The organism is Pseudomonas sp. Pseusp3 (assembly GCF_047304225.1).
GTDB lineage: Bacteria > Pseudomonadota > Gammaproteobacteria > Pseudomonadales > Pseudomonadaceae > Aquipseudomonas > Aquipseudomonas fluorescens_CD.
Map to the genome: position 1 here is coordinate 1 of NZ_JBGLYV010000096.1, position 23701 is coordinate 23701.

The 23701-nt window shown below is 62.2% G+C and carries 24 protein-coding genes; 9 read left to right on the forward strand and 15 right to left on the reverse strand.

The window, feature by feature from the left end; all coding sequences use genetic code 11:
• The first annotated feature begins 127 nt into the window (after positions 1–127).
• Together ACCD00_RS24655 and preA are read left to right on the forward strand one after the other, a co-directional pair.
• Positions 128–1495, forward strand: coding sequence for an NAD(P)-dependent oxidoreductase (locus ACCD00_RS24655; RefSeq protein WP_413427937.1), 1368 nt, complete (start codon positions 128–130; stop codon positions 1493–1495).
• Positions 1496–2770 (forward strand): NAD-dependent dihydropyrimidine dehydrogenase subunit PreA, encoded by a 1275-nt coding sequence (gene preA, locus ACCD00_RS24660; RefSeq protein ID WP_413427938.1) that lies wholly within the window; start codon positions 1496–1498, stop codon positions 2768–2770. It abuts the gene before it with no gap.
• Between the two features lie 141 nt (positions 2771–2911).
• Here the strand turns inward: preA and ACCD00_RS24665 are convergent, their stop codons facing one another.
• Positions 2912–3532 (reverse strand): TetR/AcrR family transcriptional regulator, encoded by a 621-nt coding sequence (locus ACCD00_RS24665; RefSeq protein ID WP_008017494.1) that lies wholly within the window; start codon positions 3530–3532, stop codon positions 2912–2914.
• 135 nt (positions 3533–3667) lie between these two features.
• Here ACCD00_RS24665 and copC point away from each other — a divergent pair, with 135 nt between their 5' ends.
• The 3 genes from copC (at position 3668) to ACCD00_RS24680 (ending at position 5975) form a co-directional block, all read left to right on the forward strand.
• Positions 3668–4033: a copper homeostasis periplasmic binding protein CopC gene (copC, locus tag ACCD00_RS24670; protein WP_413427939.1), complete on the forward strand. Its 366-nt coding sequence runs from the start codon at positions 3668–3670 to the stop codon at positions 4031–4033.
• A 3-nt stretch (positions 4034–4036) separates the two neighbouring features.
• Positions 4037–4894: a copper homeostasis membrane protein CopD gene (copD, locus tag ACCD00_RS24675; RefSeq protein WP_413427940.1), complete on the forward strand. Its 858-nt coding sequence runs from the start codon at positions 4037–4039 to the stop codon at positions 4892–4894.
• A 190-nt stretch (positions 4895–5084) separates the two neighbouring features.
• Positions 5085–5975 carry an aldose 1-epimerase gene (locus ACCD00_RS24680; RefSeq protein ID WP_413427941.1) on the forward strand — a complete coding sequence of 297 codons (891 nt, stop codon included), beginning with the start codon at positions 5085–5087 and terminating at the stop codon, positions 5973–5975.
• Here the strand turns inward: ACCD00_RS24680 and ACCD00_RS24685 are convergent.
• The 14 genes from ACCD00_RS24685 to ACCD00_RS24750 form a co-directional block, all read right to left on the reverse strand.
• A complete protein-coding gene (locus ACCD00_RS24685) occupies positions 5951–7687 on the reverse strand; it encodes a NahK/ErcS family hybrid sensor histidine kinase/response regulator (RefSeq protein WP_413427942.1) in 1737 nt (578 codons plus the stop codon). The two genes, ACCD00_RS24680 and ACCD00_RS24685, sit on opposite strands and share 25 nt — an antisense overlap.
• Positions 7671–8834, reverse strand: a complete 1164-nt coding sequence (ercA, locus tag ACCD00_RS24690; RefSeq protein WP_085718082.1) for an alcohol dehydrogenase-like regulatory protein ErcA — start codon at positions 8832–8834, stop codon at positions 7671–7673. Before ercA ends, ACCD00_RS24685 begins: the two co-directional genes overlap by 17 nt.
• 220 nt (positions 8835–9054) lie before the next feature.
• Positions 9055–10197: a pyrroloquinoline quinone biosynthesis protein PqqE gene (gene pqqE / locus ACCD00_RS24695; RefSeq protein WP_413427943.1), complete on the reverse strand. Its 1143-nt coding sequence runs from the start codon at positions 10195–10197 to the stop codon at positions 9055–9057.
• Positions 10175–10447, reverse strand: coding sequence for a pyrroloquinoline quinone biosynthesis peptide chaperone PqqD (gene pqqD, locus ACCD00_RS24700; protein WP_111288525.1), 273 nt, complete (start codon positions 10445–10447; stop codon positions 10175–10177). The genes pqqE and pqqD overlap by 23 nt, the downstream gene beginning before the upstream one ends.
• The gene (gene pqqC / locus ACCD00_RS24705) at positions 10444–11196 is read right to left on the reverse strand and encodes a pyrroloquinoline-quinone synthase PqqC (protein WP_413427944.1); all 753 of its coding nucleotides are present in this window, start codon (positions 11194–11196) and stop codon (positions 10444–10446) included. The genes pqqD and pqqC overlap by 4 nt, the downstream gene beginning before the upstream one ends.
• Positions 11197–11339: 143 nt before the next feature.
• On the reverse strand, positions 11340–12254 hold the full coding sequence (pqqB, locus tag ACCD00_RS24710) for a pyrroloquinoline quinone biosynthesis protein PqqB (RefSeq protein ID WP_413427945.1): 915 nt from the start codon (positions 12252–12254) through the stop codon (positions 11340–11342).
• 55 nt (positions 12255–12309) lie between these two features.
• Positions 12310–12381, reverse strand: coding sequence for a pyrroloquinoline quinone precursor peptide PqqA (gene pqqA / locus ACCD00_RS24715; RefSeq protein WP_003253598.1), 72 nt, complete (start codon positions 12379–12381; stop codon positions 12310–12312).
• A 263-nt stretch (positions 12382–12644) separates the two neighbouring features.
• On the reverse strand, positions 12645–14165 hold the full coding sequence (locus ACCD00_RS24720; RefSeq protein WP_413427946.1) for an aldehyde dehydrogenase family protein: 1521 nt from the start codon (positions 14163–14165) through the stop codon (positions 12645–12647).
• 249 nt (positions 14166–14414) lie between these two features.
• The gene (locus ACCD00_RS24725) at positions 14415–16190 is read right to left on the reverse strand and encodes a PQQ-dependent methanol/ethanol family dehydrogenase (RefSeq protein WP_008017481.1); all 1776 of its coding nucleotides are present in this window, start codon (positions 16188–16190) and stop codon (positions 14415–14417) included.
• A 277-nt stretch (positions 16191–16467) separates the two neighbouring features.
• Entirely contained in the window at positions 16468–17406 is a 939-nt protein-coding gene (locus tag ACCD00_RS24730) for a quinoprotein relay system zinc metallohydrolase 1 (RefSeq protein ID WP_413427947.1), read from the reverse strand.
• Between the two features lie 16 nt (positions 17407–17422).
• Positions 17423–18184: a quinoprotein dehydrogenase-associated SoxYZ-like carrier gene (locus ACCD00_RS24735; protein WP_413427948.1), complete on the reverse strand. Its 762-nt coding sequence runs from the start codon at positions 18182–18184 to the stop codon at positions 17423–17425.
• Positions 18185–18193: 9 nt separating this feature from the next.
• The gene (locus ACCD00_RS24740; RefSeq protein WP_413427949.1) at positions 18194–19069 is read right to left on the reverse strand and encodes a substrate-binding periplasmic protein; all 876 of its coding nucleotides are present in this window, start codon (positions 19067–19069) and stop codon (positions 18194–18196) included.
• Between the two features lie 3 nt (positions 19070–19072).
• Positions 19073–19534: a cytochrome c-550 PedF gene (pedF, locus tag ACCD00_RS24745; protein ID WP_008017475.1), complete on the reverse strand. Its 462-nt coding sequence runs from the start codon at positions 19532–19534 to the stop codon at positions 19073–19075.
• A 56-nt stretch (positions 19535–19590) separates the two neighbouring features.
• Positions 19591–19755 carry a hypothetical protein gene (locus ACCD00_RS24750; protein ID WP_413427954.1) on the reverse strand — a complete coding sequence of 55 codons (165 nt, stop codon included), beginning with the start codon at positions 19753–19755 and terminating at the stop codon, positions 19591–19593.
• Positions 19756–19912: 157 nt separating this feature from the next.
• Here ACCD00_RS24750 and ACCD00_RS24755 point away from each other — a divergent pair, with 157 nt between their 5' ends.
• From ACCD00_RS24755 to ACCD00_RS24770, 4 genes are read left to right on the forward strand one after another with little or no spacing between them, the layout of a single operon-like run.
• Positions 19913–21097, forward strand: coding sequence for an ABC transporter substrate-binding protein (locus tag ACCD00_RS24755; protein WP_413427950.1), 1185 nt, complete (start codon positions 19913–19915; stop codon positions 21095–21097).
• Positions 21098–21125: 28 nt separating this feature from the next.
• Positions 21126–22085: a YVTN family beta-propeller repeat protein gene (locus tag ACCD00_RS24760; protein WP_413427951.1), complete on the forward strand. Its 960-nt coding sequence runs from the start codon at positions 21126–21128 to the stop codon at positions 22083–22085.
• On the forward strand, positions 22082–22813 hold the full coding sequence (locus ACCD00_RS24765; protein ID WP_413427952.1) for an ABC transporter ATP-binding protein: 732 nt from the start codon (positions 22082–22084) through the stop codon (positions 22811–22813). Before ACCD00_RS24760 ends, ACCD00_RS24765 begins: the two co-directional genes overlap by 4 nt.
• A complete protein-coding gene (locus ACCD00_RS24770; RefSeq protein ID WP_413427953.1) occupies positions 22810–23601 on the forward strand; it encodes an ABC transporter permease in 792 nt (263 codons plus the stop codon). Before ACCD00_RS24765 ends, ACCD00_RS24770 begins: the two co-directional genes overlap by 4 nt.
• Positions 23602–23701 lie beyond the last annotated feature (100 nt).

Sequence of the window (23701 nt, forward strand, 5' to 3'; positions counted from 1 at the left end):
AGCCCGCTCCCACAGGGGAACGCGTTCCAAGTGTGGGAGCGGGCTTGCTCGCGAAGAGGCCCGCACAGACAACAAAAAAACAATGCCCATCAGAGGCAGCACCTCAAATCACCGTGAGGCCAAAACCGTGATCAAGACCCTGAGTCATCTCCCGCATCCCTACGAGAGTGCAGCCACCCTCGCCGGCCACTTCACCGATCTGGCGCCGCCGCTCAACGAGCGCCAGGCTCACCTGGAAGCCTCGCGTTGCCTGTATTGCTACGACGCGCCGTGCGTGAATGCCTGCCCGAGCGAAATCGACATTCCCTCGTTCATCCGCAACATTGCGCAGGACAATGTGCAAGGCGCCGCACAGAAGATCCTTTCGGCCAACATCCTCGGCGGCAGTTGCGCCCGGGTGTGCCCGACGGAAATCCTTTGCCAGCAAGCCTGCGTGCGCAATAACGCCCACGAGTGTGCGCCGGTCATGATCGGCCTGTTGCAACGCTACGCCGTGGACAACGCCCACTTCAGCGCCCACCCGTTCCAGCGCGCTGCCACCACCGGCAAACGCATCGCCGTGGTTGGCGCCGGTCCCGCCGGACTGTCCTGCGCCCACCGCAGTGCCATGCACGGGCACGACGTGGTGATTTTCGAGGCACGGGAAAAGGCTGGCGGTCTCAACGAGTACGGGATCGCCAAATACAAACTGGTGGATGACTACGCGCAACAGGAGCTTGAGTTCCTGCTGGAAATCGGCGGGATCGAAATTCGCCACGGACAGAAGCTCGGGGACAACCTGACCTTGAGCGAACTGCAGCAACAGTTCGATGCGGTGTTCCTTGGCCTCGGACTCAATGCCAGCAAACAATTGGGGCTGGCCCACGAAGACGCGCCGGGCCTGCTCGCCGCCACCGACTACATCCGCGAACTGCGCCAGGCCGATGACCTGACCCAACTGCCCCTGGCCGACCATTGCATCGTCCTCGGCGCCGGCAACACCGCCATCGACATGGCTGTGCAAATGGCCCGTCTCGGTGCCCGTGACGTGAACCTGGTGTACCGGCGCGGTACCGAAGACATGGGTGCCACCCATCACGAACAGGACATTGCCAAGGCCAATCAGGTACGACTGATGACCTGGGCGCAGCCCGAAGAGGTGTTGCTCGATGACCACGGCCGCGTGCGCGGCATGCGTTTCGCCCGCACCCATCTGGTCGAAGGTCGCTTGCAAACCACCGGTGAAACCTTCGAACTGGCCGCCGACGCGATCTTCAAAGCCATCGGCCAGGCCTTCGACAGCAGCGCCCTCGCCGATCCGCTGGCTCGTGAACTCAAGCGTCAGGGCGAGCGCATAGAAGTCGATGAACAGCTGCGCACCAGCATCCCCGGCGTGTATGCCGGCGGCGACTGCACCAGCCTCGACCAGGACCTTACCGTGCAAGCGGTACAACACGGCAAACGCGCCGCCGAGGCGATCAACGCTCAACTGATGCTCAACGTGGAGGCTGCGTAAATGGCCGATCTATCGATAGTCTTCGCCGGCATCAAAGCGCCCAATCCGTTCTGGCTGGCCTCCGCGCCACCCACCGACAAAGCCTACAACGTGGTCCGCGCCTTCGAGGCCGGCTGGGGCGGCGTGGTCTGGAAAACCCTGGGTGAAGACCCGGCGGCGGTCAACGTGTCGTCGCGCTACTCGGCGCACTTCGGGGCTAACAGGGAGGTACTCGGTTTTAACAACATCGAGCTGATCACCGACCGCTCACTGGAGATCAATCTGCGGGAAATCACCCAGGTCAAAAAGGACTGGCCGGACCGTGCGCTGATCGTGTCGTTGATGGTGCCCTGCGTCGAAGAATCCTGGAAAAACATCCTGCCGCTGGTGGAAGCGACCGGTGCCGACGGCATTGAGCTGAATTTCGGTTGCCCCCACGGCATGCCGGAACGGGGCATGGGCGCGGCAGTCGGCCAGGTGCCGGAATACGTGGAACAGGTCACGCGCTGGTGCAAGACGTATTGCACACTGCCGGTGATCGTCAAACTCACGCCGAACATCACCGACATCCGTGTCGCCGCCCGCGCGGCCCACCGTGGCGGTGCCGATGCGGTGTCGTTGATCAATACCATCAACTCGATCACCAGCGTCAACCTCGAACGCATGGTCGCCAACCCCATGGTCGGCAGCCAGAGCACCCACGGCGGCTACTGTGGCTCGGCCGTCAAGCCGATTGCCCTGAACATGGTCGCCGAAATCGCCCGTGATCCGCAGACCCAGGGCCTGCCCATCAGCGGCATTGGCGGCATCGGCAACTGGCGCGACGCGGCGGAATTCATCGCACTGGGCAGCGGCGCGGTGCAGGTGTGCACGGCGGCGATGCTGCATGGCTTCCGGATTGTCGAAGACATGAAGGACGGTTTGTCCCGCTGGATGGACAGTCAGGGCTACGCCAGCATCTCGGAGTTTTCCGGCCGCGCGGTGGGCAATACCACGGACTGGAAGTACCTGGACATCAACTACCAGGTGATCGCGAAGATCGATCAGGAGGCGTGCATTGGCTGTGGTCGTTGCCATATCGCCTGTGAGGACACCTCGCACCAGGCTGTGGCCAGCCTCAAGCAGGCAGATGGCACCCACAAGTATCAAGTGATCGATGAGGAATGCGTGGGCTGCAACCTGTGCCAGATCACCTGCCCGGTGCAGGACTGCATCGAGATGGTGCCGGTGGAGACTGGCAAGCCGTTCCTGGACTGGAATCATGATCCGAGGAATCCGTATCATGTCAGCCCTTGAAATCCGCGGTGCCTGAACTGGCGCCTTCGCGAGCAAGCCCGCTCCCACAGGGATCTGTGTCGAACACAAATTTTGTGAACACCAGAGAACCTGTGGGAGCGGGCTTGCTCGCGAAGAGGCCAGCAGCCACACCACCCGACCTCACGGCTCCAACCCGATCCCCCGCAAAATCACACTGGTCACCGTCTGCACTGCTTTTTCAAATTGCATGTCCGACAGCGGCTGATGGTCGTTGAGGATATTCACTTGGTGATCGAAGTCGGCGTAGTGCTGGGTCGAGGCCCAGATCATGTACAGCAGGCTCGACGGCTCCACCGGCAGGATGCGTTTGTCATCCACCCACTGGCGGATTTTCGCTTCCTTCATCTTGGCCCAGTCGTACAGGCTCGCGTCCAGCGCTGCGCCGAGGGTCGGCGCGCCATGGATGATTTCGTTGGCCCAGACTTTCGAACCATAAGGCCGGCTGCGGGAATGGTTCATCTTGGCGCGGATGTAGCTGCTGAGCACCACACGCGGGTCATCGAACATCTCGAAGCACAGGGCGTCCTGCTTCCAGACCTCCAGCAAATCGAACAGCACCGCGCTGTACAGTTCGGTCTTGGTGCTGAAGTAGTAATGCAGGTTGGAACGCGGCAGTTGCACTTCGGCGGCGATATCGGCCATGGCGGTGCTGCCGAAGCCCTTTTCAGCGAAGACTTTTTCCGCCCCCAGCAGAATCTTTTCGACGTTACTGCGACGAATCTCGATCTTGTGATTGCCCATGCGGGTCCCCGACAACAACGTTGAACAAGACTAGCATCCGCTCTGGACCGCGGCGACAGGGGAAAACGAAACTTCGTACAGCCGCTGTCGTAACGCTAAACTCTGTGCACCTGGAAATTGCCTGAGGAACTCACGATGCTGCTCAAGAAAACCCTGACCGTCGCAGCCCTGCTCGGCTCGCTGCTCGCCGCTTCTTCGGTGTTTGCCCATGCGCACCTGAAAAGCCAGACACCGGCCGCCAACAGCACCGTGACCGCGCCAACGGAGTTGCGCCTGGAGTTCTCCGAGGGTGTCGAGGCCAGTTTCACCAAAGTCACGCTGACCAGGGATGGCGCACCGGTGGCGGTCAAAGCGCTGACCACCGAAGGCAGCGACAAGAAGACCCTGATCGTCACCCCGGCCGCGCCGCTAACCGCCGGAGCCTACAAGGTCGAATGGCACGCCGTGTCGGTCGACACTCACAAAAGCGAAGGTGCCTACGCCTTCAAGGTTGGCCAGTAATTCATGGCGAGCGCGCTGGTGCTGTGCCGCTTCCTGCATTTCATCGTGGTGTTGATGCTGTTCGGAAGCTGGGTGTTCAGGCCGTTGCTGGCGAATGGCGAAACCGCACTGGATCAGCGGCTGGCACGGACCTCCCATTGGCTGGCCGCAGTGGCGCTGGGCAGCGGGGTCTGTTGGTTGTTGCTGGTTACCGCAAGCATGGCCGGGGCCTGGGACGCAGCCTTCGATCCGCCGACCCTGCACCTGGTGCTGGGCAGTACCTTTTTCGGTCAGGTCTGGCGCTGGCATCTGCTGATTAACATCGCGTTGCTGGTGGTGTTGCTGACACCGCTAAGCGCCAGCCTTGCGCCGCGTCTGATCCTCAGCGGTCTGCTGGTGGCCACGCTGGCCCCGGTCGGTCACGGCGCCATGCTCGACGGCACCGCCGGGCAATTGTTGATACTCAATCAGCTCATTCACCTGATGTGCGTGGGTGCCTGGCTCGGCGGCTTGATGTTGCTGGTGATGATTCTGCGACAGCCTGCCGGGCATTCGATCCGCTTGATGTTGCAGCGCTTCAGCGGCGTCGGCTACGGGTTGGTCGCCGGGCTGCTGATCACCGGGCTGATCAATGTGCGGGTGCTCACCGGGGCCTTCTGGCCAACGCCGCTGTTCACCGGGTTCGCCTTGATCCTGTTGATCAAGGCGTTGCTGGTGACGGCGATGCTGGGCCTGGCGTTGTTCAATCGCTTGCGGATCAATGATTGCGAGCAGCGCCTGCAAACACTGCGCACCAGTGTGATGCTGGAGTGGATGCTGGGGCTTGGCGCAGTGGCGGCCGTTTCATTGCTGGGCACCCTGCCCCCGATGATTTCCAACTGACCGCCCCATCCCCTGTAGGAGCGAGCTCGCTCGCGATGAACCCGACAACGCCGAGGGGCATCAGGATTCCAGCGTTATCGTTGACGACCATCGCGAGCGAGCTCGCTCCTACAGGGTAGGTATTCCAAATCTGAAAGTTGACCCCGGCAGGCATGAAACGCCCCTCCATCGATTTCCACCAGTGATGACCATGATGCCCACGCTTCTCGAACTCAAAGACGAACTCACCCACCTCACCCTCGCCCCGGAACTCGGCGCCAGCATCGTCAACTGGACTGTCCGCAGCACCGGGCAACCCTTGTTGCGCCACAGTGACGCCGATGCCCTGAACACGGGATTGCCCGGCAAACTTGGCTGCTTTCCCCTGATCCCCTGGTCCAATCGCATCGCCGAAGGTGGATTCGATTGCCCCGACGGCTGGCTGGCCCTGACGCCCAACAGCCTCACCGATCCCCTGCCGATTCACGGCAGCGCCTGGCAGCAGCCGTGGGACGTGGTTGCCCAATCTGAAGATGAAGTGATCCTGCAACTCGACAGTGCAATGCCTTTCGCCTATCGCGCCCGGCAACGTTTGCATTTGAGCGAGGGCAAGCTGAGCATCGAACTGCAGGTCACGCACCTGGCTGAAAAGCCTGCGTGGTATGGCTTGGGACTGCATCCGTACCTGCCGCGCACCGCTAACACCCGACTACAGGCACCGGCCCGGCACGTATGGTTGTGCGACGAGGCAAAACTGCCGACAGTACTCAGCGCGTTGCCGCTCGAGTGGGATTTCCAACAACTCAAGTCATTGCCCGAAGCGCTGGTGGACAACGGCTTCTGCGAATGGGACGGCCATTGCCTGATCCGTCAGCCCGACCTTGGCCATGAACTGCAATGCCGGGTCACCGGTAGCGATTACTACCTGCTTTATTGCCCGGTTGGCCTGGACTTTTTCTGCATCGAACCGGTGAGCCACCCGGTCAACGCGCACCACCTGCCCGGTCGGCCGGGGTTGCGTCTACTGGAACAGGGGCAGTCCACCGGGCTGGGTTTCACCCTGCAGTATCGGCCGCTTCAGGCAGATGCCCCCAACAGTTGACTCAACACCGCTCGCAACTTGCCGGGCTTCACCGGCTTGTTCAGCAACGGTGCGTTGAGCCGCTGTAACGCACGCCGACAATGGTCGGTGCGGTCGGCAGTAATAATCACCGCGGGAATGTTCTGGTTGAAATGCTCGCGCAAATGTCGCACCACATCACAGCCGACCACCGCGTGATCGAGATGATAGTCCGCGAGAATCAGCTCCGGCGCCTGCCCGCGTAATGCCGCCAACGCAGACGCTTCATCGGTGGCGGTCAGAACGTCGCAGCCCCACTGCCCGAGCAACGCGCTCATGCTTTCGAGAATGCTCACTTCGTTGTCGATCACCAGCAGACGGCGGCCCGGCAGCGGGTTGCCGGTGCCCGGTTGCGGCACCGTCTGGCTCACAGGTAACGGAACCTCGCGGGATATCGGTACCTCGATGCTGAACATCGACCCACGCCCCGGCATCGAGTACACGCCGACTTTATAGCCGAGGATCTTGGCGATGCGCTCGACAATCGCCAGCCCCAGGCCCACGCCCTTGCGGTCAGCGGCACGGCCGACGTCCAGCTGGTTGAACTCGAGGAAGATCGAATCGAGCCGGTCTGCGGCGATGCCACGGCCGGTGTCCCAGACCTCCAGGCGCAACATCTCGCCTCGACGCCTTGCCCCCAGCAGGATGCTGCCTTCATCGGTGTAGCGGCAGGCATTGCTGAGGAAATTGCGCAGGATCCGCGTCATCAGGCGCAAGTCGGTGCTGATGGCGTAATCGGCCATGCGCACCCGCAGGTTCAAGCCGGCCGCCTGCGCGACGGACTGAAACTCCGAGACCAGCGGCCCGAGCAGTTCGTCGAGACGGTATGGCGCGATGTCCGGCTTGACCGCAGCCTGATCGAGCCGGGAAATGTCGAGCAGATCCGTCAACAGGTCTTCGGCCCCTTCCAGGGCCTGGTGAGTGCGTTCCACCAGCACCTGTTCGGTTTCCGGCAACTTGCGTTCGCGCAAGGTCGAAATCAGCAACCGTGCGGCATTCAGCGGTTGCAGCAGGTCGTGGCTGGCGGCGGCGAGGTATTTGTCCTTGCTGTGATTGGCGGCCTCGGCGGCATCGCGGGCGTCGCGCAAGGCCTCGGCGATCTGTTTACGCTGGATGATCTGCTGCTGAAGGTTACGGTTGGCTTCGAGCAGTTCATTGGTGCGTGCGATGACGCGCAGCTCCAGTTCGTCATTGAGTTGCTGCAGGCGTTGCTGGGCCTGCTTGCGCTCGGTGATATCGGAAACGAACCCCTCCACCAGCCCTTCCTGGCCGGGCTTGAGCAGCAGGTTCATCAACACATCGAGGTGACTGCCGTCCTTGCGACGCAAGCGGGTTTCATAGCCGTGCAGGCTGCGCTGGTGTCTGAGGATCTCGACGATGTTTTCCAGCTCCTGCGCACCGTCGACAAACAGGGCGCCGGCCAGGTCGGTCAGGGAGAACAGCACCTCCTGCGGGTCCTGGTAGCCAAGCATGCGTGCCAGCGCCGGGTTGGCGGCGCGCATGCCATCGTGCAGGCTGGCCTGGAAGATCCCGTGCACCGCATTTTCGAACAGCCACTTGTAGCGATTACGCTCGGCCTCCAGATCATCCAGGCGCGCAGCCAGTTCCGGGTAATGACTCTTGCGGGCCGAATGGCTGCCTAACCCCAGCAGCCCGGCCAGGGCCCGTTGTTGCTCGTCAGAGGGCTTCGCCATAGACGACCTCGACATCACGCTGGCTGGATTCGCGCGGGTTGGTCAGGATGCACGGATCGTCCATGGCATGTTGCGACAGGAACGGAATGTCGGAGGTCCTGACGCCATGCAAACCGAGGGTTTCGTGAAAGCCGATGGCATGCTTGAGCGCGATCAGGTGTTCCACCAGACGCCCGCAGATCTGCCGGTGATTCAGGCCCCGGCAGTCGATGCCGAAGGTCTCGGCGATCACTTTGAAGCGCTCCGGTGCCGAGTTGTAATTGAAGGCCACCACGTGTTCGACGAGCACCGCGTTGCACAGGCCGTGGGGCAGGTCGAGAAAGCCGCCGAGGCTGTGGGACATGGCATGCACGGCACCGAGGATTGCGTTGGAAAATGCCAGCCCGGCCTGCATGCTGCCGAGCATGATCTTCTCGCGCAGGGCGATGTCGGTCGGGTTGGCGATCATTTGCACCAGGTTGCCATTGATCAGGCGCATCGCCTCCAACGCGTGAGGGTCGGTCAGCGGCCCATGGCCGGTGGACACGAACGCTTCGATGGCATGCACCAACGCGTCGATGCCAGTACAGGCCGACAGGAACGGGTCCATGCTCAGGGTGGTTTCCGGGTCGATCAGCGAAACGTCCGGCACCACCGCCTTGCTGACGATGGAGAACTTCATGCGTTCCTGCTGGTTGGAAATGATCACGAATTGCGAGACGTCGGCCGAGGTGCCGGCAGTGGTCGGAATCAGGATCAGCGGCGGGCTGGGCACGCGGATGGTGTCCACGCCCTCGAATTCGAGAATGCTGCGGCCATGGGCGACGACGATGCCGATGCCCTTGCCGCAGTCCATCGGGCTGCCGCCACCGACGGCGACGATCACGTCGCAGTGGTTTTCCCGGTACAGTTCGGCGCCGCGCATCACCTCTTCGACCCGCGGGTTGGGCGAAACATCGCTGTAAAGGCAGTATTCGATGCCCAGCGCCTGCAGGCTGGCTTCGACATCGGCGACCCAGCCGGCGGCAATCACGCCGGGATCGCTGACCACCAGGACCTTGCGCGCGCCAAAGGTCTTGGCATAGTTGCCGACATTGTGCCGGCTACCGGCACCGAAGATGATTTCAGGCGAAACGAATTTACGCAGCTGGTTGAGACTCTGGCTCATTGGAAAGCCTGTTTTTATTGTTTTGGAAGGTAAAAGCCACACTAAACCATCCAGCTGCGAATGCAATCAGACCAATGGGTAGCACTGATTTTGGATTCACCGCAGATCCCTGTGGGAGCGGGCTTGCTCGCGAAAGCGGAGTGTCAGTCACCCTCTCTATTGACTGACAGGGCCTCTTCGCGAGCAAGCCCGCTCCCACAGGGGATCTGTGTGGCCTGACTCATCCGCGGTAGATCAGCCGCGACGTCTTCTCATTGCGCAACGTCAGGTGTTCCATGCCCAACCCCGGTGCCTCGGCTTCTTCGCGGGCCTTGAGAATCACACCGTGGTGCGCGGACTTGCTGCACACCGGGTCGGCATTGGTGGCGTCACCGGTGAGCATGAAGGCCTGGCAGCGGCAGCCCCCCAGGTCCTTGTGCTTTTCGTCGCAGGAGTGGCACGGCTCCTTCATCCAGTCATCGCCGCGAAAACGGTTGAAGCCGAACGAGTCGTTCCAGATGTGCTCGATGCTGTGCTCGCGCACGTTGGGAAACTGTACCGGCAATTGCCGGGCGCTGTGGCAAGGCAATGCCGTGCCATCGGGGGTGATGTCGAGAAACAGGTTGGCCCAGCCGTTCATGCAGGTCTTGGGACGCTCTTCGTAGTAGTCGGGGGTGACGAAGATCAGCTTGCACGGGTGACCCTGTACCTCAAGCCGCTGGCGATACTCGTTGGTGATGCGCTCGGCCCGTTGCAGTTGTTCGCGGGTCGGCAGCAAGCCGACGCGATTGAGTTCAGCCCAGCCATAGAACTGGCACGTGGCGAGTTCTACAAAGTCCGCTTCCAGTTCCAGGCACAACTCGATGATCTGTGCGATCCGGTCGATGTTGTGCCGATGGGTGACGAAGTTCAGCACCATCGGATAGCCCTGGGCTTTCACCGCCCTGGCCATCGCGAGTTTCTGGGCGAAGGCCTTGCGCGAGCCGGCCAGCATGTTGTTCACCGCTTCGTCGGCGGCCTGGAAACTGATCTGGATATGGTCCAGCCCGGCCACCTTGAAGTCGCGCACCTTCTGCTCGGTCAGGCCGATGCCGGAGGTGATCAGGTTGGTGTAGTAGCCCATGTCCCGCGCGGCCTTGATCAGTTCGGCGAGGTCCTGGCGTACCAGCGGCTCGCCACCGGAAAAGCCCAATTGCGCGGCGCCCATGTCCCGTGCGTCGCGGAACACGCGGATCCATTCTTCCGTGCTCAGTTCCTCGCCGTGCCGGGCAAAATCCAATGGATTGGAACAGTACGGGCATTGCAGCGGGCAGCGGTAAGTCAACTCGGCGAGCAGCCACAACGGCGGTCCGGGCAGCGCCTTACTCGATCCAGAATTGCGCATGGGCCACCTCCAGAAACGCCAGCACGTCTTCGTCGATCCCCGGTACGCCGGGGAAATTCGCGCTCAATCGATCAATGATCGCCGCCACGCTGCGCTGGCCATCCACCAGGTCGAGAATCTGTCCGGCACTGCTGTTGAGCTTGATCATGCCTTCGGGGTACAGCAGCACATGGCAGGCCTGACGGGGCTCCCATTGCAGGCGAAAACCGCGACGCAAGGCCGGTGACTGCTGGCGATTGATCAGGCTCACAGGGCGATCCCCCGGTGCCAGACGTTATCGCCGGTGACCGTATGGTACGGCGGACGCTCCAGCTCGTAGGCCATGCTCATGGCATCGAGCATGCTCCACAGCACGTCGAGCTTGAATTGCAGAATCTCCAGCATGCGTCGTTGCCCCTCGGCCGTCACGTAGTGCGCCAGGGTGATGCGCAAGCCATGCTCGACATCGCGCCGCGCCTGGCTCAGGCGCGTGCGGAAATAGTCGTAGCCTGCGACGTCGATCCACGGGTAATGGGTGGGCCAGGCGTCGAGTCGCGATTGATGGATCTGCGGGGCAAAGAGTTCGGTCAGCGAACTGCTGGCCGCTTCCTGCCAGCAGGCGCGACGGGCGAAGTTGACGTAGGCATCCACCGCAAATCGCACCCCGGGCAACACCAGCTCCTGGGACAGAATCCGCTCGCGATCCAGCCCCACGGCTTCGCCCAGGCGCAGCCAGGCTTCGATACCGCCCTCGCTGCCGGGGACACCGTCGTGGTCGAGAATCCGTTGCAGCCATTCCCGGCGCACGTCGCGGTCCGGGCAGTTGGCCAGGATCGCGGCGTCTTTCAGCGGAATGTTGACCTGGTAATAGAAACGATTGGCGACCCAGCCCTGGATCTGCTCGCGGCTGGCGCGGCCGGCGTACATGGCCTGGTGGAACGGGTGATGGATATGGTAGTAGGCGCCCTTGGCACGCAGGGCGGCTTCGAATTCTTTGGGGGACATCGGGGTCTCGGTCATTGGGGTACTCCTGGAAGCGCTGCGGTGTCTGGTCTGGCCTCTTCGCGAGCAAGCCCGCTCCCACAGGGGTCAGGGTTGAACACAATTTTTTGATCGAAACAGATCCATTGTGGGAGCGGGCTTGCTCGCGAAGAGGCCGTCGACTACAACTCAATACCCATGCCGTCATAAGCCACTTCGATCCCCCGCCGCTCCAGCAACGCCCGCTCGGTCGAGTTTTCATCAAGGATCGGATTGGTGTTGTTGATGTGGATCAGCACCTTGCGCTGGCGGTTGAAACCCTCCAGCACTTCAAGCATCCCGCCGGGGCCGCTTTGTGCGAGGTGCCCCATTTCGCTGCCCAGGCTCTGGCCGACTTCACAAAGACGCATCTCATCGTCACGCCACAGCGTGCCGTCCAGCAGCAGGCAATCGGCACGCTGCATCCAGCCCAGCACTTCATCGTCGATTTGCCCAAGGCCCGGTGCATAGAACAGCGAGGCGCCGTTGCGCAGGTCTTCAATGAACAGGCCAATGGTGTCGCCCGGTTGCGGGTTGCCGCGATTGGGCGAATACGGTGGCGCGTTGCTCACCAGGGGAATCGCACGAAATTGCAAATGCTCGCAGGCCGGGATGCCGAACGGCTGGCGATCGAGACCGACCGGTTGCCATTGCAATCCGCCGTTCCAGTGCCCAAGCACCTCGAACAAAGGGAAACCACTGCTCAGGTCCTGATGCACGCGCTCAGTGCACCACACCGCATGCGGACAGCCTTCGCGCAGACTGAGCAAACCGGTGCAATGGTCGATCTGGCTGTCCAGCAGCACGATGCCGGCGATGGCGCTGTCACGCAGTCGCCGCGCCGGTTGCAAGGGCGCAAAACTCTCGAATTGCGCGCGAATGTCCGGTGAAGCGTTGCACAGCACCCACGCCACACCGTCGTCACTCAGGGCAATCGACGACTGCGTACGGCGCTGTGCCTGGAGGCTGCCATTGCGCACACCGGCGCACTGGCGGCAATTGCAGTTCCACTGTGGGAAGCCACCGCCGGCTGCGGAACCAAGAACGCGAATGTACATGGCAGATGCTCCACAAGGCAGGCCCGGCCAACGCTTCGGCTGGCCGGGTGATCAATCAACGGTTGGCGAAATACATCGTCACTTCGAAGCCAATGCGCAGATCGGTAAACGCGGGTTTAGTCCACATGGGTCATTCCTCTTCTTGTGCCCGGGTGATTCCGGTAATGCCATTAATGCACGGGGCGTCGAGTGCCCGAATGCTACTTTCGAAGGAGTTTCGGGGGTGATTTGGTAGGGGGTGTGCGATCGTCATGTACACACAAATACTGTAGGAGCGAGCTTGCTCGCGATGGTCGTCAACGATAACGCGGGAAGCCTGGTGCCCCGTGGCGTTCTCGGGATCATCGCGAGCAAGCTCGCTCCTACAGAGTGCTTGCCATCAGTGCGAAATCAGAAGAACCCCAGCGGATTGATGTCGTAGCTCACCAGCAGGTTTTTGGTCTGCTGATAGTGGTCGAGCATCATCTTGTGGTTTTCCCGACCGACGCCGGACTTCTTGTAGCCACCAAACGCCGCGTGCGCCGGGTACAGGTGGTAGCAGTTGGTCCACACGCGCCCGGCCTTGATCGCCCGGCCCATGCGGTAGGCGCGGTTGATGTCGCGGGTCCACAGGCCGGCGCCGAGGCCGAACTCGCTGTCGTTGGCGATGGCCAAGGCTTCAGCTTCGTCCTTGAAGGTGGTAACACCCACCACCGGGCCGAAGATTTCTTCCTGGAACACACGCATCTTGTTGTGCCCCTTGAGCAGCGTCGGCTGGATGTAATAACCACTGGACAGGTCGCCCTCCAGGCGTTCGGCCGCGCCACCGGTGAGCAGTTCGGCGCCCTCCTCCTGGGCAATGCTCAGGTACGAGAGGATCTTGTCGTATTGCTGCTCGGAAGCCTGGGCACCGACCATGGTTTCGGTGTCCAGCGGGTTGCCGCGCTTGATCTTGACGATCTTCTTCATCACCTCGGCCATGAACGGCTCGTAGATCGACTCCTGCACCAGCGCCCGGGACGGGCAGGTGCAGACTTCGCCCTGGTTGAAGAACGCCAGCACCAGGCCTTCGGCGGCTTTTTCGATGAACGCAGGTTCCGCGCTCATGATGTCTTCGAAGAAGATGTTCGGCGACTTGCCGCCCAGTTCGACGGTGCTGGGAATGATGTTCTCGGCGGCGCAATGCATGATGTGCGCGCCCACCGGGGTCGAACCGGTGAACGCGATCTTGGCGATGCGCTTGCTGGTGGCCAGGGCTTCGCCGGCTTCGCGACCGAAGCCCTGGACGATGTTCAGTACGCCCGCCGGCAGCAGGTCGGCGATGAGCTCAGCGAAGACCATGATCGACAGCGGCGTCTGCTCGGCAGGCTTGAGCACGATGCAGTTGCCCGCAGCCAGGGCCGGGGCGAGTTTCCAGGCGGCCATCAGCAGCGGGAAGTTCCAGGGAATGATCTGCCCGACCACGCCCAGCGGCTCATGGAAGTGATAGGCCGTGGTCAGCTCGTTGATCTCGGCGGCGCCGCCTTCCTGGGCGCGGATGCAGCCTGCGAAGTAACGGAAGTGGTCGGCCGCCAGCGGCACGTCGGCGTTGAGGGTTTCGCGCACGGCCTTGCCGTTGTCCCAGGTTTCGGTGACGGCCAGCACCTCAAGGTTCTGCTCGATGCGATCAGCGATTTTCAGCAGCACCAGGGAGCGGTCCTGGGCCGAGGTCTTGCCCCAGGCGTCGGCAGCGGCATGGGCAGCGTCGAGGGCCTTGTCGATGTCGGCGGCGCTGGAGCGCGGGAATTCGGCAATTACTTCGCCGTTGACCGGTGAGGTGTTGGTGAAGTACTCGCCATTGATCGGGGCAACGAACTCGCCACCGATGAAGTTGCCGTAGCGCGGCTTGAAGGTAATGACGGCACCTGGGGTTCCGGGTTGTGCGTAGATCATGATGGGCCTCTGTCTGGGTCGGAGCCTGTCGTGCTGACAGGCGATGAGCCGATACTAGAGAGCCCCGCGTGCCAGACGAATGCATCGTTGGCAGGAGGGGCTCTCGTTATTTGGTCGTAGATTCTGCACCGCCCCCTGTAGGAGCGAGCTTGCTCGCGATGGTCGTCAACGATAACGCTGGAAGCCTGACACCCCACGGCGTTCTCGGGTTCATCGCGAGCGAGCTCGCTCCTACAGGTTTGTGGTGGATCAGTGTTTGGCTACCAGGTCCTTGGGCAGCTTGAAGGTCCAGAGCATGCCGCCCTGGTTGAAGTCCTTCACCCGCTTGGCCACTTCGCCACCCCACAACGGTACGGCGCCGCCCCAGCCGGAGAGCACCGAGACATACTGTTCGCCGTCCATTTCCCAGGTCACGGGCGAGCCGAGCACACCGGAACCGGTCTGGAACTCCCAGACCTTCTCGCCCGTCTTGGCGTTGAACGCCTGCAGGAATCCTTCAGGCGTACCGGTGAACACCAGGTTGCCCTTGGTGGTCAGCACCCCGCCCCATAGCGGCGCGTAGTTCTTGTGGCGCCACACTTCCTTGCCGGTTTTCGGATCGATGGCCCGCAACACGCCGATGTAGTCTTCGTTCAATGGCTTGATGGTGAATCCGGCGCCGAGGAACGCCGCGCCTTTCTTGTAGGCGATGCCTTCGTTCCAGATGTCCATGCCCCATTCGTTGGACGGTACATAGAACAGCCCGGTGTCTTGGTTGTAAGCCATCGGCATCCAGTTTTTCGCGCCGAGGAACGCCGGCGCCACGAAGACCGAACTGCCCTTGGCTTCGGAGCCCGGGGCACCGGGACGGCTGGCTTCGTTGTAGATCGGCCGGCCGGTTTTATCCAGGCCGGTGGCCCAGGTGATCTTGTCCACGAACGGGAAACCACGGATGAATTTGCCGTTGGTACGATCCAGCACGTAGAAGAAACCGTTACGGTCGGCAGTGGCCGCCGCCTTGATCTCTTTACCGCCTTCGCTGTAATTGAACGACACCAGCTCGTTCACGCCGTCGTAGTCCCAACCGTCGTGGGGCGTGCTCTGGAAGTGCCACTTGATGGTGCCGTCGTCTGGATTGAGTGCCAGGCGCGATGAAGAGTAGAGGTTGTCGCCAGGGCGCAGGTGCGAGTTCCACGGTGCCGGGTTACCGGTACCGAACAGCAGCAGGTTGGTTTCCGGGTCGTAATAGCCGCCAAGCCAAGGGGCCGCGCCACCGGTTTTCCAGAGATCGCCCGGCCAGGTCTTGCCCGCCTCGCCACCGGAGATGCCGTTTTCCACCGCTTTGCCGTCCTTGTAGACGTAGCCCATATGGCCTTCGACCGTCGGCCGGGTCCACAGCAGGTCACCGTTTTTCGGGTCGTAGGCCTCGATCTTGCCCACCACGCCGAACTCGCCTCCGGCCACGCCGGTAATCAGTTTGCCGTTGATCACCAACGGCGCGGCGCTGATCGAGTAGCCTTCCTTGTGGTCGGCGACTTTCTTGCTCCAGACCACCTTGCCGGTGTCCTTGTTCAGTGCCACGAGCTTGGCGTCGAGGGTGCCGAAGATCACCAGGTCGCCATACAGCGCGACGCCACGGTTGATCACGTCGCAGCAGGGGCGTATGTCATCCGGCAGGCGCGCATCGTATTGCCAGAGCTTCTTGCCGGTGCGCGCATCCACGGCGAACACCCGCGAGTAGGAACCGGTCATGTACATCACGCCGTCCTTGACCATCGGCTGCGCTTGTTGACCACGCTGTTTTTCACCACCGAAGGAAAACGCCCATGCCGGTCGCAGCTCCTTGACGTTGTCGACATTGAGAATGTCCAGCGGGCTGTAGCGCTGCCCCTGGACACCCAGGCCGTTGGTCACGACCTGCTCGGGATTCTTCGGGTCCTGGAGAATGTCCTGGTCGGAAACCCCGGCCAATGCCTGGCCGGACAACAGCATGGCACTGAGCAGCAGGCTCAGGACGAAGGGCTGGCGACGTGCGGGTTGAGTCATGACGGCTTCCTCTGCAATTTTTGTTATGCCCGGAAAATTTTCCCGGTCTGGTGCAGATTCTTGGGCGCCGCCGCCCTGGCAACAATTGCCCGCAGTGTGGAGTTTTCTAGTTCCTTGGTAGCGGGTCGAGTGAGATGGACACTCGATTTTGTGAACGACACCGCCCCCCTGTAGGAGCGGGCTTGCTCGCGAAAAACGTCAGACCACCGCGTTCATCCAGGCAGCTTGCGTTATCGTTAATGTCCATCGCGAGCAAGCTCGCTCCTACAGGAAAGCGTCATTTGCCGGCGGCAGAATCGACCCGGGTCATCTGCCCGCGCTCGTAACGCGGGTACAAATGGCTGACGCTGCGAATCAGTTCGTATCGGCTCAGGTTGATCCCGGCAAAACGTTCGGGGATGGGGCTGCGGATCATCTCGGCCATGTCGCTGCCATTGGCGGCGCCGTTGCGCATAAGCTGATCGAGCCAGGTCAGGTAATCGCGCATCTGCTCGAAGGGTCGTGGATCGCTTGCCACCGGTCCATGACCCGGCACGACCAGCGTCCAGGGCAAGTCTTGCAGGGCCGCGATATCCGCCAGCCACCGTGACAGCCCCGGACTGTTGGGCGTGGTCAGCGCCCGTTGATAAAACACCAGGTCCCCGGCAAACAGCACACCGGTTTGCTGGTCGAGAATAGCCAGATCCGCGCCCGTATGCCCACCCAGGCTCAGCAGACGCAAATCGTGATTCCCAAAACTTTTCACGCCGGGTGTCAGCACCTGGGTGGGCAATACCATTTCAGTGCCGCGCATCCAGTCGCCGACCATTCGATACAGGTTCTCGGTCATGGCATCGCCTTGCTGGTGCATCAGCCCGGTGGTGCCGGCCAAGGCACCGATCGGCACGTCGGTGAAGGCCTGATTGCCCAGCACATGGTCCGGGTGATGGTGAGTCAGCAACACCTGGATCACCGGCTTGTCGGTGGTGGCGGCAATCGCCTTGCGCAGCGCTTCGCCGTAACGCTTCGACGGCCCGCTGTCGATCACTACCACACCACGCTCGGTGACAATGAACGCGGTGTTGACGATGTTGCCGCCGTTGGCCTTGGCGAAATTATCCGTGCTGCCTTCCAGCAACCAGGTGTCCTGGGCGATCTGCCGGGGCTTGAGCGAGTACTCGAGGTCGGCCAGGGTCGGCAGACTGACGCACAACACCATCAGCAGTATCCAGCGCATGCCACGCTCCTTATGGTCAGGGAATTGATGCATCAAACACATTGCCGCTGTTGTCCCGTAAAAACAGGCTGGTTTGCCCTGCCCCTTCGATGTCGAAGGCCAGGTTGGGGTTTTCGCTGACGGCGGGAAACAACTCCAGCCGGGCCAGCACCTGGTCGCTGCGGTCGCGCAGCTCGGCATGGTTGATGAAGAATTCCGGAATGCCGCTGACCATGCCGTTGTCCATGGGATGGGCCACCTGCAAACGCAAACGGCTGAACTCGCCACGGGGATAGCGGCCGCCGAACACTTCGCCGATGTGCTCCTCCCAGCCGGGCTGGCTGCGTACCACGCTCGGCGCGGTGCAGCCGCCACCCGCCGCGTCGATCAGGGTCGAACCGACGTGCCACAGGCCGTCACGGGTCAACACCGCCGCGCGCAAGGGTGTGGCCTGTTCGATGCGAATGCGCAACGACAGCCAGGGTAAAACGGAATCCAGCGGCTGGAAGTCGACGATTTTCGGCAAAGGGTTCAGCTCTGCCCAGGCGAGGATTTTCACCACCTCGCCATTGAACGCCCGGGCATCGATTTCCAGCGGCACCTGCCGGGCATCTTCGGCAAACGGCGGCGCCAGCAACTTGACCCGATCATCGAAAACGAACGGCGCATTGCCAAGAAACTGCTTGTGATAGAACGTCCACATCACCGATGGCACCGGATCCTTGCCGGGATCGATATCGGCGGCCTGGGCCGCCAGGCTTAACCAGCAGGCCAACAGACAACTCCCTCGCCATTTCATCGCCAGCTCCTATTGATACATCTCGGGCACGTCGTAACGCAGGCCGTAATGGTCGTAGATGGCCTTCACCGAGCCCTCGCGGATCAAGCCTTCGAGCGCCTCCTCCACGGCATAGGCCAGTTGACGGTTGCTTTCGTGAACCGCCATGCCGATTTCCCAAAGCTGCTTGCCCATGTTCGGGTAGGCATTTTCTGCCAGTGCCACTTGCGGGTCGGCCGCTTCATGCACTTGCCAGTCGATCTCGCCGCGCATGGCCATCACCGCGTCGACCTCACCCGCCTTCATCGCGGCAAACGCCTGGGGCACGCAGGGATAGTGATGAGTCTTGCCGGCGAGCATGCCGTTGAACACCGAGGTCAGGTAGAACGACGGCACGCTGTCGACTTCGACGCCAATCGGGTGTTGCGCGAACACCGCGACGCTGGCGACCTTGTCCAGCCGCCGACGGTCATAGGCCACCTGCCATTGTTCGTTCTGGTACGGACCGAACATCACCACATGGCCGTTTTCCAGTTCGCCTAACTCATTACGCTTCTGCGCATAGTCATGGTCGTAGGGCACGCGCATCATCAGGTCGGCCAGTTGCTGATTGTGCAAGGCACTGGCACGCCAGATGTAGTCGCGCAGGTCGTCATCGAGCTTTTCCCCGGCCGGAGCCCAGATCAGCGTCAGGCGCACGCCGAGCGCCTTGGCCAGGGCCTCGGCGAGCTCGACATCGACCCCCTGGGGCTTTCCGGCGCGTTCAAAACTGTAGGGGGCGAAGTCCTTGTAGACCGCCACCTTCAGCTCCCCGGCGGCGATCATTTCGTCGTAGTTGCGAACCTGCGCCTGCGCCGGCTGGCAACACAGCCACAGAGCGCCGAGCAACACCGCGAGCAGGCGCATGGGTCACTCCTCGACGTGCACAGTGTCCAGATAAGTGCGCACCGCCCACAGAGCTTCCTGGCTCAGGTAGTCGGCCATCTTCGGCATGTACACCCGACCGTCGCGCACCGCGCCATGGCGTACCCGTTCGGCGAACCATTCATCGCCCGACTCACCGACATCGAGCATGCGCAAGTCGGGGGCGATACCACCGGACTTGGCTTCCAGACCATGACAGGCCGCGCAGTTCTGGGTATAGGCCGAGGCGCCGATTTCCACTGCCTTGTCATGTTCCGGGGCGGTGCGATAAGGGTTTACCGCAGCCCAGCCGTCGGCATCGAGTTGCACACCGGCGTCCTTGACTGGCGTCAGTCCCTTGGTTTCCACAGCCTGGGGTACCACGTTGCCGTGGGCCCACACGGAACCTGCGCTGATAAGACCGGCCAGCAGCCCGGTGACGAGCAAGGCGTTGCGTTTTGTTGTCATTGTTCTGCCCTCAGGATTGCACGCAAAACCTCTTGTCAGAGGCTATGGCGGTCATATTAGAAAGCCCTGCGCACAGACCCCATGCTGCTTTGGTGGTCGCCACCTACTCCCTTGGTCGTAAGGCGATCGGTGGACTGCGGACGCGGGCCGTGGAGCCGGTCGACGCCGATCAGGGTCAGGATCAGCAGAAACGGCAGGAGCAGCGTTTTGACGATACGCATGGTCAATCCCCTCCAGATCAATGGCCGTGATAGCCCATGCTAGAACCGCGCCGAACGTGGCGGGCTACTACCTTGGTACTGGCCCTTCGGTACTTTCTGCATATTTTCACGTCACCACAGGCTTCCTATGCTGGCGCTACCGGTGATGGAGAGCCTTATGCGCCAGCTTGCCCCTTATGCCCTGATCTATCTGCTGGCGATTGCCTGCGCCGCCGGCCTGGCCACCCAGCCCCCGGCCGCCGATGCGCCCTTGCAGGTGCGCATCGGCTACCTGGGTTATCGCCCCGACCCTGGCCCGCTGCTGTCGAACGTCATTCCCGAACCCACCGATGCCGGCCTGCGCGGCGCCGAACTGGCGATCACCGACAGCAACAGCACCGGGCGTTTTCTCAATCACGGCTACAGCCTGACCAGCGCCAGCGTCGACAGCCCCGAAGCCTTGCTCGAAGCGGCGAAGGCCCAGCACGAACAGGGTCTGCGCCTGTTTGTGGTGAACGCACCTGCAGCCAGCCTGCAGCAGCTCAGTGCCGCACTGCCCGACAGCCTGCTGTTCAACGCCGGCAGCCCGGACGACAACCTGCGCACCACCGATTGCCTGCCGAACGTGCTGCACACCTTGCCGAGCCGGGCGATGCTCGCCGACGCGCTGGTACAGTTTCTGGTGCTGCGCAAATGGCAGCGCGCGCTGCTGATAGTCGGCCCGACGGCGGACGATCAAGCCTACGCCGCCGCCCTGCGCCGCGCCGCCAGGCGCTTCGGCCTGCAACTGGTGGCGGAAAAACCCTGGAGCTTTGATAACGACCAGCGGCGCAGTGCCCAGGCGGATATGCCGCTGTTCACCCAGACCGCCGAGTACGACGTGGTACTGGTGGCCGATGAACGCGGTGACTTCGGTGAATACGTGCCCTACCAGACCTGGTACCCGCGTCCGGTCGCCGGCACCCAGGGCCTGACCCCGGTAGGCTGGCACAAGACCGTGGAAACCTACGGCGCCGCGCAACTGCAAAAACGCTTCGAAGCCCTGGCCGGACGCTGGATGAACGACCGCGATTTCGCCGCATGGATTGCCGTGCGCAGTATCGCCAGCGCCGTGAGCAAACAGCGCCAGGCCGAGCCGATGGCGATCCGTGCGCTTGAAATCAGCGACCAGTTGCCGCTCGACGGTTTCAAGGGCCGCAAGCTCAGCTATCGGCCGTGGAACGGCCAGTTGCGCCAGCCGATTCCCATTGTCCAGCCCCGGGCGCTGGTCAGCACGTCACCCCAGGACGGCTTTCTGCACCCGTTCAACGAGATGGATAGTCTGGGTTACGACAAATCCGAGGTGAGCTGCCGCTTTCCCTGAACACAACAACTACAACAAGGACACTGCCATGCGCCGCACCCTGCTTTCATGCATCCTGCTGCTCGCCGCTGGCCAAGCCGTCGCCAGCACGGCCTGGGTCTCCAACGAAAAGGACAACAGCCTGAGCCTGATCGACATGCAGACCCTGCAAGTCACCGACACCCTGCCCGTCGGCCAGCGCCCCCGCGGCCTGCTGCTGTCCCATGACAACAAGCTGTTGTACATCTGCGCCAGCGACTCGGACCGGGTCCAGGTGATGGACGTGGCCACGCGCAAGATCATCAAGGAATTGCCCTCGGGCAAAGACCCTGAACAATTCGCCCTGCACCCGAACAATCGCTGGTTGTATGTCTCCAACGAAGACGATGCACTGGTCACGGTGATCGACACCGAAACCTCCAAGGTCCTCGGCCAGATCAACGTCGGCGTCGAACCCGAAGGCATGGCGGTGAGCCCTGACGGCAAGTGGGCGGTCAATACCAGCGAAACCACCAACATGCTGCACTGGATCGACACCAGCACCCAGACCCTGGCCGACAGCACCCTGGTGGATCAGCGCCCGCGCTTCGTCGAGTTCTCCCCGGATGGCGCGAAGCTCTGGGCCTCGGCGGAAATCGGCGGCACCGTGACCATTCTCGACGTGGCCAGCCGCAACGTCCTCAAGACCCTGAACTTCCAGATCAAGGGCGTGCACCCGGACAAGGTGCAACCGGTGGGCATCAAGCTCAGCGCCGATGGAAAATACGCTTTCGTCGCCCTCGGCCCGGCCAATCACGTCGCGGTGGTCGACGCCAGAACCTTCGAGATTATTGATTACCTGCTGGTGGGCCGACGGGTCTGGCAGATGGCGTTCACCCCGGACCAGAAGCAATTGCTGGCCACCAACGGCGTCAGCGGCGATGTCTCGGTGATCGATGTCGACAGCCTCAAGGTCAGCAAGTCGGTGAAGGTCGGGCGCTATCCCTGGGGCGTGGTGGTGACGCCATGAACGCCCTTGAAGTCAGTGACCTGAGCTTTGCCTACGGTACTCGAGAGGCCTTGCGCAAGGTGAGCTTCAGCCTGGAACCCGGGCGTTTCGCCGCGCTGCTGGGACCCAACGGCGCGGGCAAGTCGACCCTGATTGCCCTGCTGACCCGGCTCTATGATCTGCAGCAAGGCGAGATCCGCGTCGGTGGCTGTTCATTGCGCAACGCGGCACGCCCGGCGCTCAGGCAATTGGGCGTGGTGTTCCAGCAAAGCACGCTGGACCTGGACCTCAGCGTCGAGCAGAACCTGCGTTATCACGCGGCATTGCATGGCCTGTCCCGGCGCCAGAGCGGTCTTCGGGTCGACGCCGAACTGGCCCGCCAGGCCCTGACCGAGCGCCGCCGCGAACGGGTGCGTGAACTCAACGGCGGCCATCGTCGCCGGGTAGAGATAGCCCGCGCCCTGTTGCATGAGCCGCGTCTGCTGCTGCTCGATGAAGCCAGTGTCGGCCTCGACCCGGCAAGTCGCCTGGCGCTCAATCAGCACCTGCGCAGCCTGTGTCGCGAGGAGCGCATCAGCGTGCTCTGGACCACTCACCTGCTCGACGAAGTGCAGCCCAGTGACGACTTGCTGATCCTCCATCAAGGCCGGCTGGTCGCCAGCGGACAGGCGGCTGCCCTGAGCCTGGAACACGGCGGTGACCTCGGTTCGGCATTCACCCGCCTGACGACCACAGGAGCCATGCAATGACAGCTTACTGGCAATGCTTCAGCGGCATCGTGCTACGCGAATGGCTGCGCTTCGTGCTGCAACGCACGCGGTTTCTCAGCGCCCTGGTGCGGCCACTGCTGTGGCTGCTGGTATTCGCGGCCGGTTTTCGCGCAGCGCTCGGGATCGCCATCATCGAGCCCTACGACACCTACATTCCCTATGAGGTCTACATCATTCCCGGGCTGGCCTGCATGATCCTGCTGTTCAACGGCATGCAGGGGTCACTGTCGATGGTCTACGACCGCGAGATGGGCAGCATGCGCGTGCTGTTGACCAGCCCTCTGCCGCGCACCTTCGTGCTGTGCAGCAAGCTGCTGGCCACCTCACTGATTTCGCTGTTGCAGGTGTATGCGTTTCTGGCGATTGCCTGGATTTACGGCGTGCGGCCGCCCGCCTTGGGTCTGTTGATGGCGTTGCCGGCCCTGCTGCTGGTGGCGTTGATGCTCAGCGCACTGGGCCTGTTGCTGTCGAACGCGATCCGCCAGCTGGAGAACTTTGCCGGGGTGATGAATTTCGTGATCTTCCCGCTGTTTTTCCTGTCATCGGCGCTGTATCCGCTGTGGAAGATGCGCGAGGCCAGCGAGTGGTTGTACTGGTTGTGCACCCTGAACCCGTTCAGCCATGCGGTGGAGCTGGTGCGCTTTGCCTTGTACGAGCGCTTCAATCCGCTGGCGCTGGCGGTGTGCGTGGGGCTAACGCTGCTGTTCACGCTGCTCGCTGTGCTGACCTTCAACCCCCAGCACGCCGCCCTGCGCAAAACCAACTGACTACACAGGTCAACTGTGGGAGCGGGGGGGGGGGGGGGGGGGCGGGCGCGAAAAAAAAAAAAATTAATTATTAAATAAAAAAAAATAGGGCAACCCCCCC

What these genes read in the sequence shown, in the direction of transcription:
- preA (WP_413427938.1), top strand. Translation starts at nt 1,496, where the DNA reads ATGGCCGATCTATCGATAGTCTTCGCCGGCATCAAAGCGCCCAATCCG.
- ACCD00_RS24665 (WP_008017494.1), bottom strand. Translation starts at nt 3,532, where the DNA reads ATGGGCAATCACAAGATCGAGATTCGTCGCAGTAACGTCGAAAAGATT.
- copC (WP_413427939.1), top strand. Translation starts at nt 3,668, where the DNA reads ATGCTGCTCAAGAAAACCCTGACCGTCGCAGCCCTGCTCGGCTCGCTG.
- copD (WP_413427940.1), top strand. Translation starts at nt 4,037, where the DNA reads ATGGCGAGCGCGCTGGTGCTGTGCCGCTTCCTGCATTTCATCGTGGTG.
- ACCD00_RS24680 (WP_413427941.1), top strand. Translation starts at nt 5,085, where the DNA reads ATGATGCCCACGCTTCTCGAACTCAAAGACGAACTCACCCACCTCACC.
- ACCD00_RS24685 (WP_413427942.1), bottom strand. Translation starts at nt 7,687, where the DNA reads ATGGCGAAGCCCTCTGACGAGCAACAACGGGCCCTGGCCGGGCTGCTG.
- ercA (WP_085718082.1), bottom strand. Translation starts at nt 8,834, where the DNA reads ATGAGCCAGAGTCTCAACCAGCTGCGTAAATTCGTTTCGCCTGAAATC.
- pqqE (WP_413427943.1), bottom strand. Translation starts at nt 10,197, where the DNA reads ATGCGCAATTCTGGATCGAGTAAGGCGCTGCCCGGACCGCCGTTGTGG.
- pqqC (WP_413427944.1), bottom strand. Translation starts at nt 11,196, where the DNA reads ATGACCGAGACCCCGATGTCCCCCAAAGAATTCGAAGCCGCCCTGCGT.
- pqqB (WP_413427945.1), bottom strand. Translation starts at nt 12,254, where the DNA reads ATGTACATTCGCGTTCTTGGTTCCGCAGCCGGCGGTGGCTTCCCACAG.
- ACCD00_RS24720 (WP_413427946.1), bottom strand. Translation starts at nt 14,165, where the DNA reads ATGATCTACGCACAACCCGGAACCCCAGGTGCCGTCATTACCTTCAAG.
- ACCD00_RS24725 (WP_008017481.1), bottom strand. Translation starts at nt 16,190, where the DNA reads ATGACTCAACCCGCACGTCGCCAGCCCTTCGTCCTGAGCCTGCTGCTC.
- ACCD00_RS24730 (WP_413427947.1), bottom strand. Translation starts at nt 17,406, where the DNA reads ATGCGCTGGATACTGCTGATGGTGTTGTGCGTCAGTCTGCCGACCCTG.
- ACCD00_RS24735 (WP_413427948.1), bottom strand. Translation starts at nt 18,184, where the DNA reads ATGAAATGGCGAGGGAGTTGTCTGTTGGCCTGCTGGTTAAGCCTGGCG.
- ACCD00_RS24740 (WP_413427949.1), bottom strand. Translation starts at nt 19,069, where the DNA reads ATGCGCCTGCTCGCGGTGTTGCTCGGCGCTCTGTGGCTGTGTTGCCAG.
- pedF (WP_008017475.1), bottom strand. Translation starts at nt 19,534, where the DNA reads ATGACAACAAAACGCAACGCCTTGCTCGTCACCGGGCTGCTGGCCGGT.
- ACCD00_RS24750 (WP_413427954.1), bottom strand. Translation starts at nt 19,755, where the DNA reads ATGCGTATCGTCAAAACGCTGCTCCTGCCGTTTCTGCTGATCCTGACC.
- ACCD00_RS24755 (WP_413427950.1), top strand. Translation starts at nt 19,913, where the DNA reads ATGCGCCAGCTTGCCCCTTATGCCCTGATCTATCTGCTGGCGATTGCC.
- ACCD00_RS24760 (WP_413427951.1), top strand. Translation starts at nt 21,126, where the DNA reads ATGCGCCGCACCCTGCTTTCATGCATCCTGCTGCTCGCCGCTGGCCAA.
- ACCD00_RS24765 (WP_413427952.1), top strand. Translation starts at nt 22,082, where the DNA reads ATGAACGCCCTTGAAGTCAGTGACCTGAGCTTTGCCTACGGTACTCGA.
- ACCD00_RS24770 (WP_413427953.1), top strand. Translation starts at nt 22,810, where the DNA reads ATGACAGCTTACTGGCAATGCTTCAGCGGCATCGTGCTACGCGAATGG.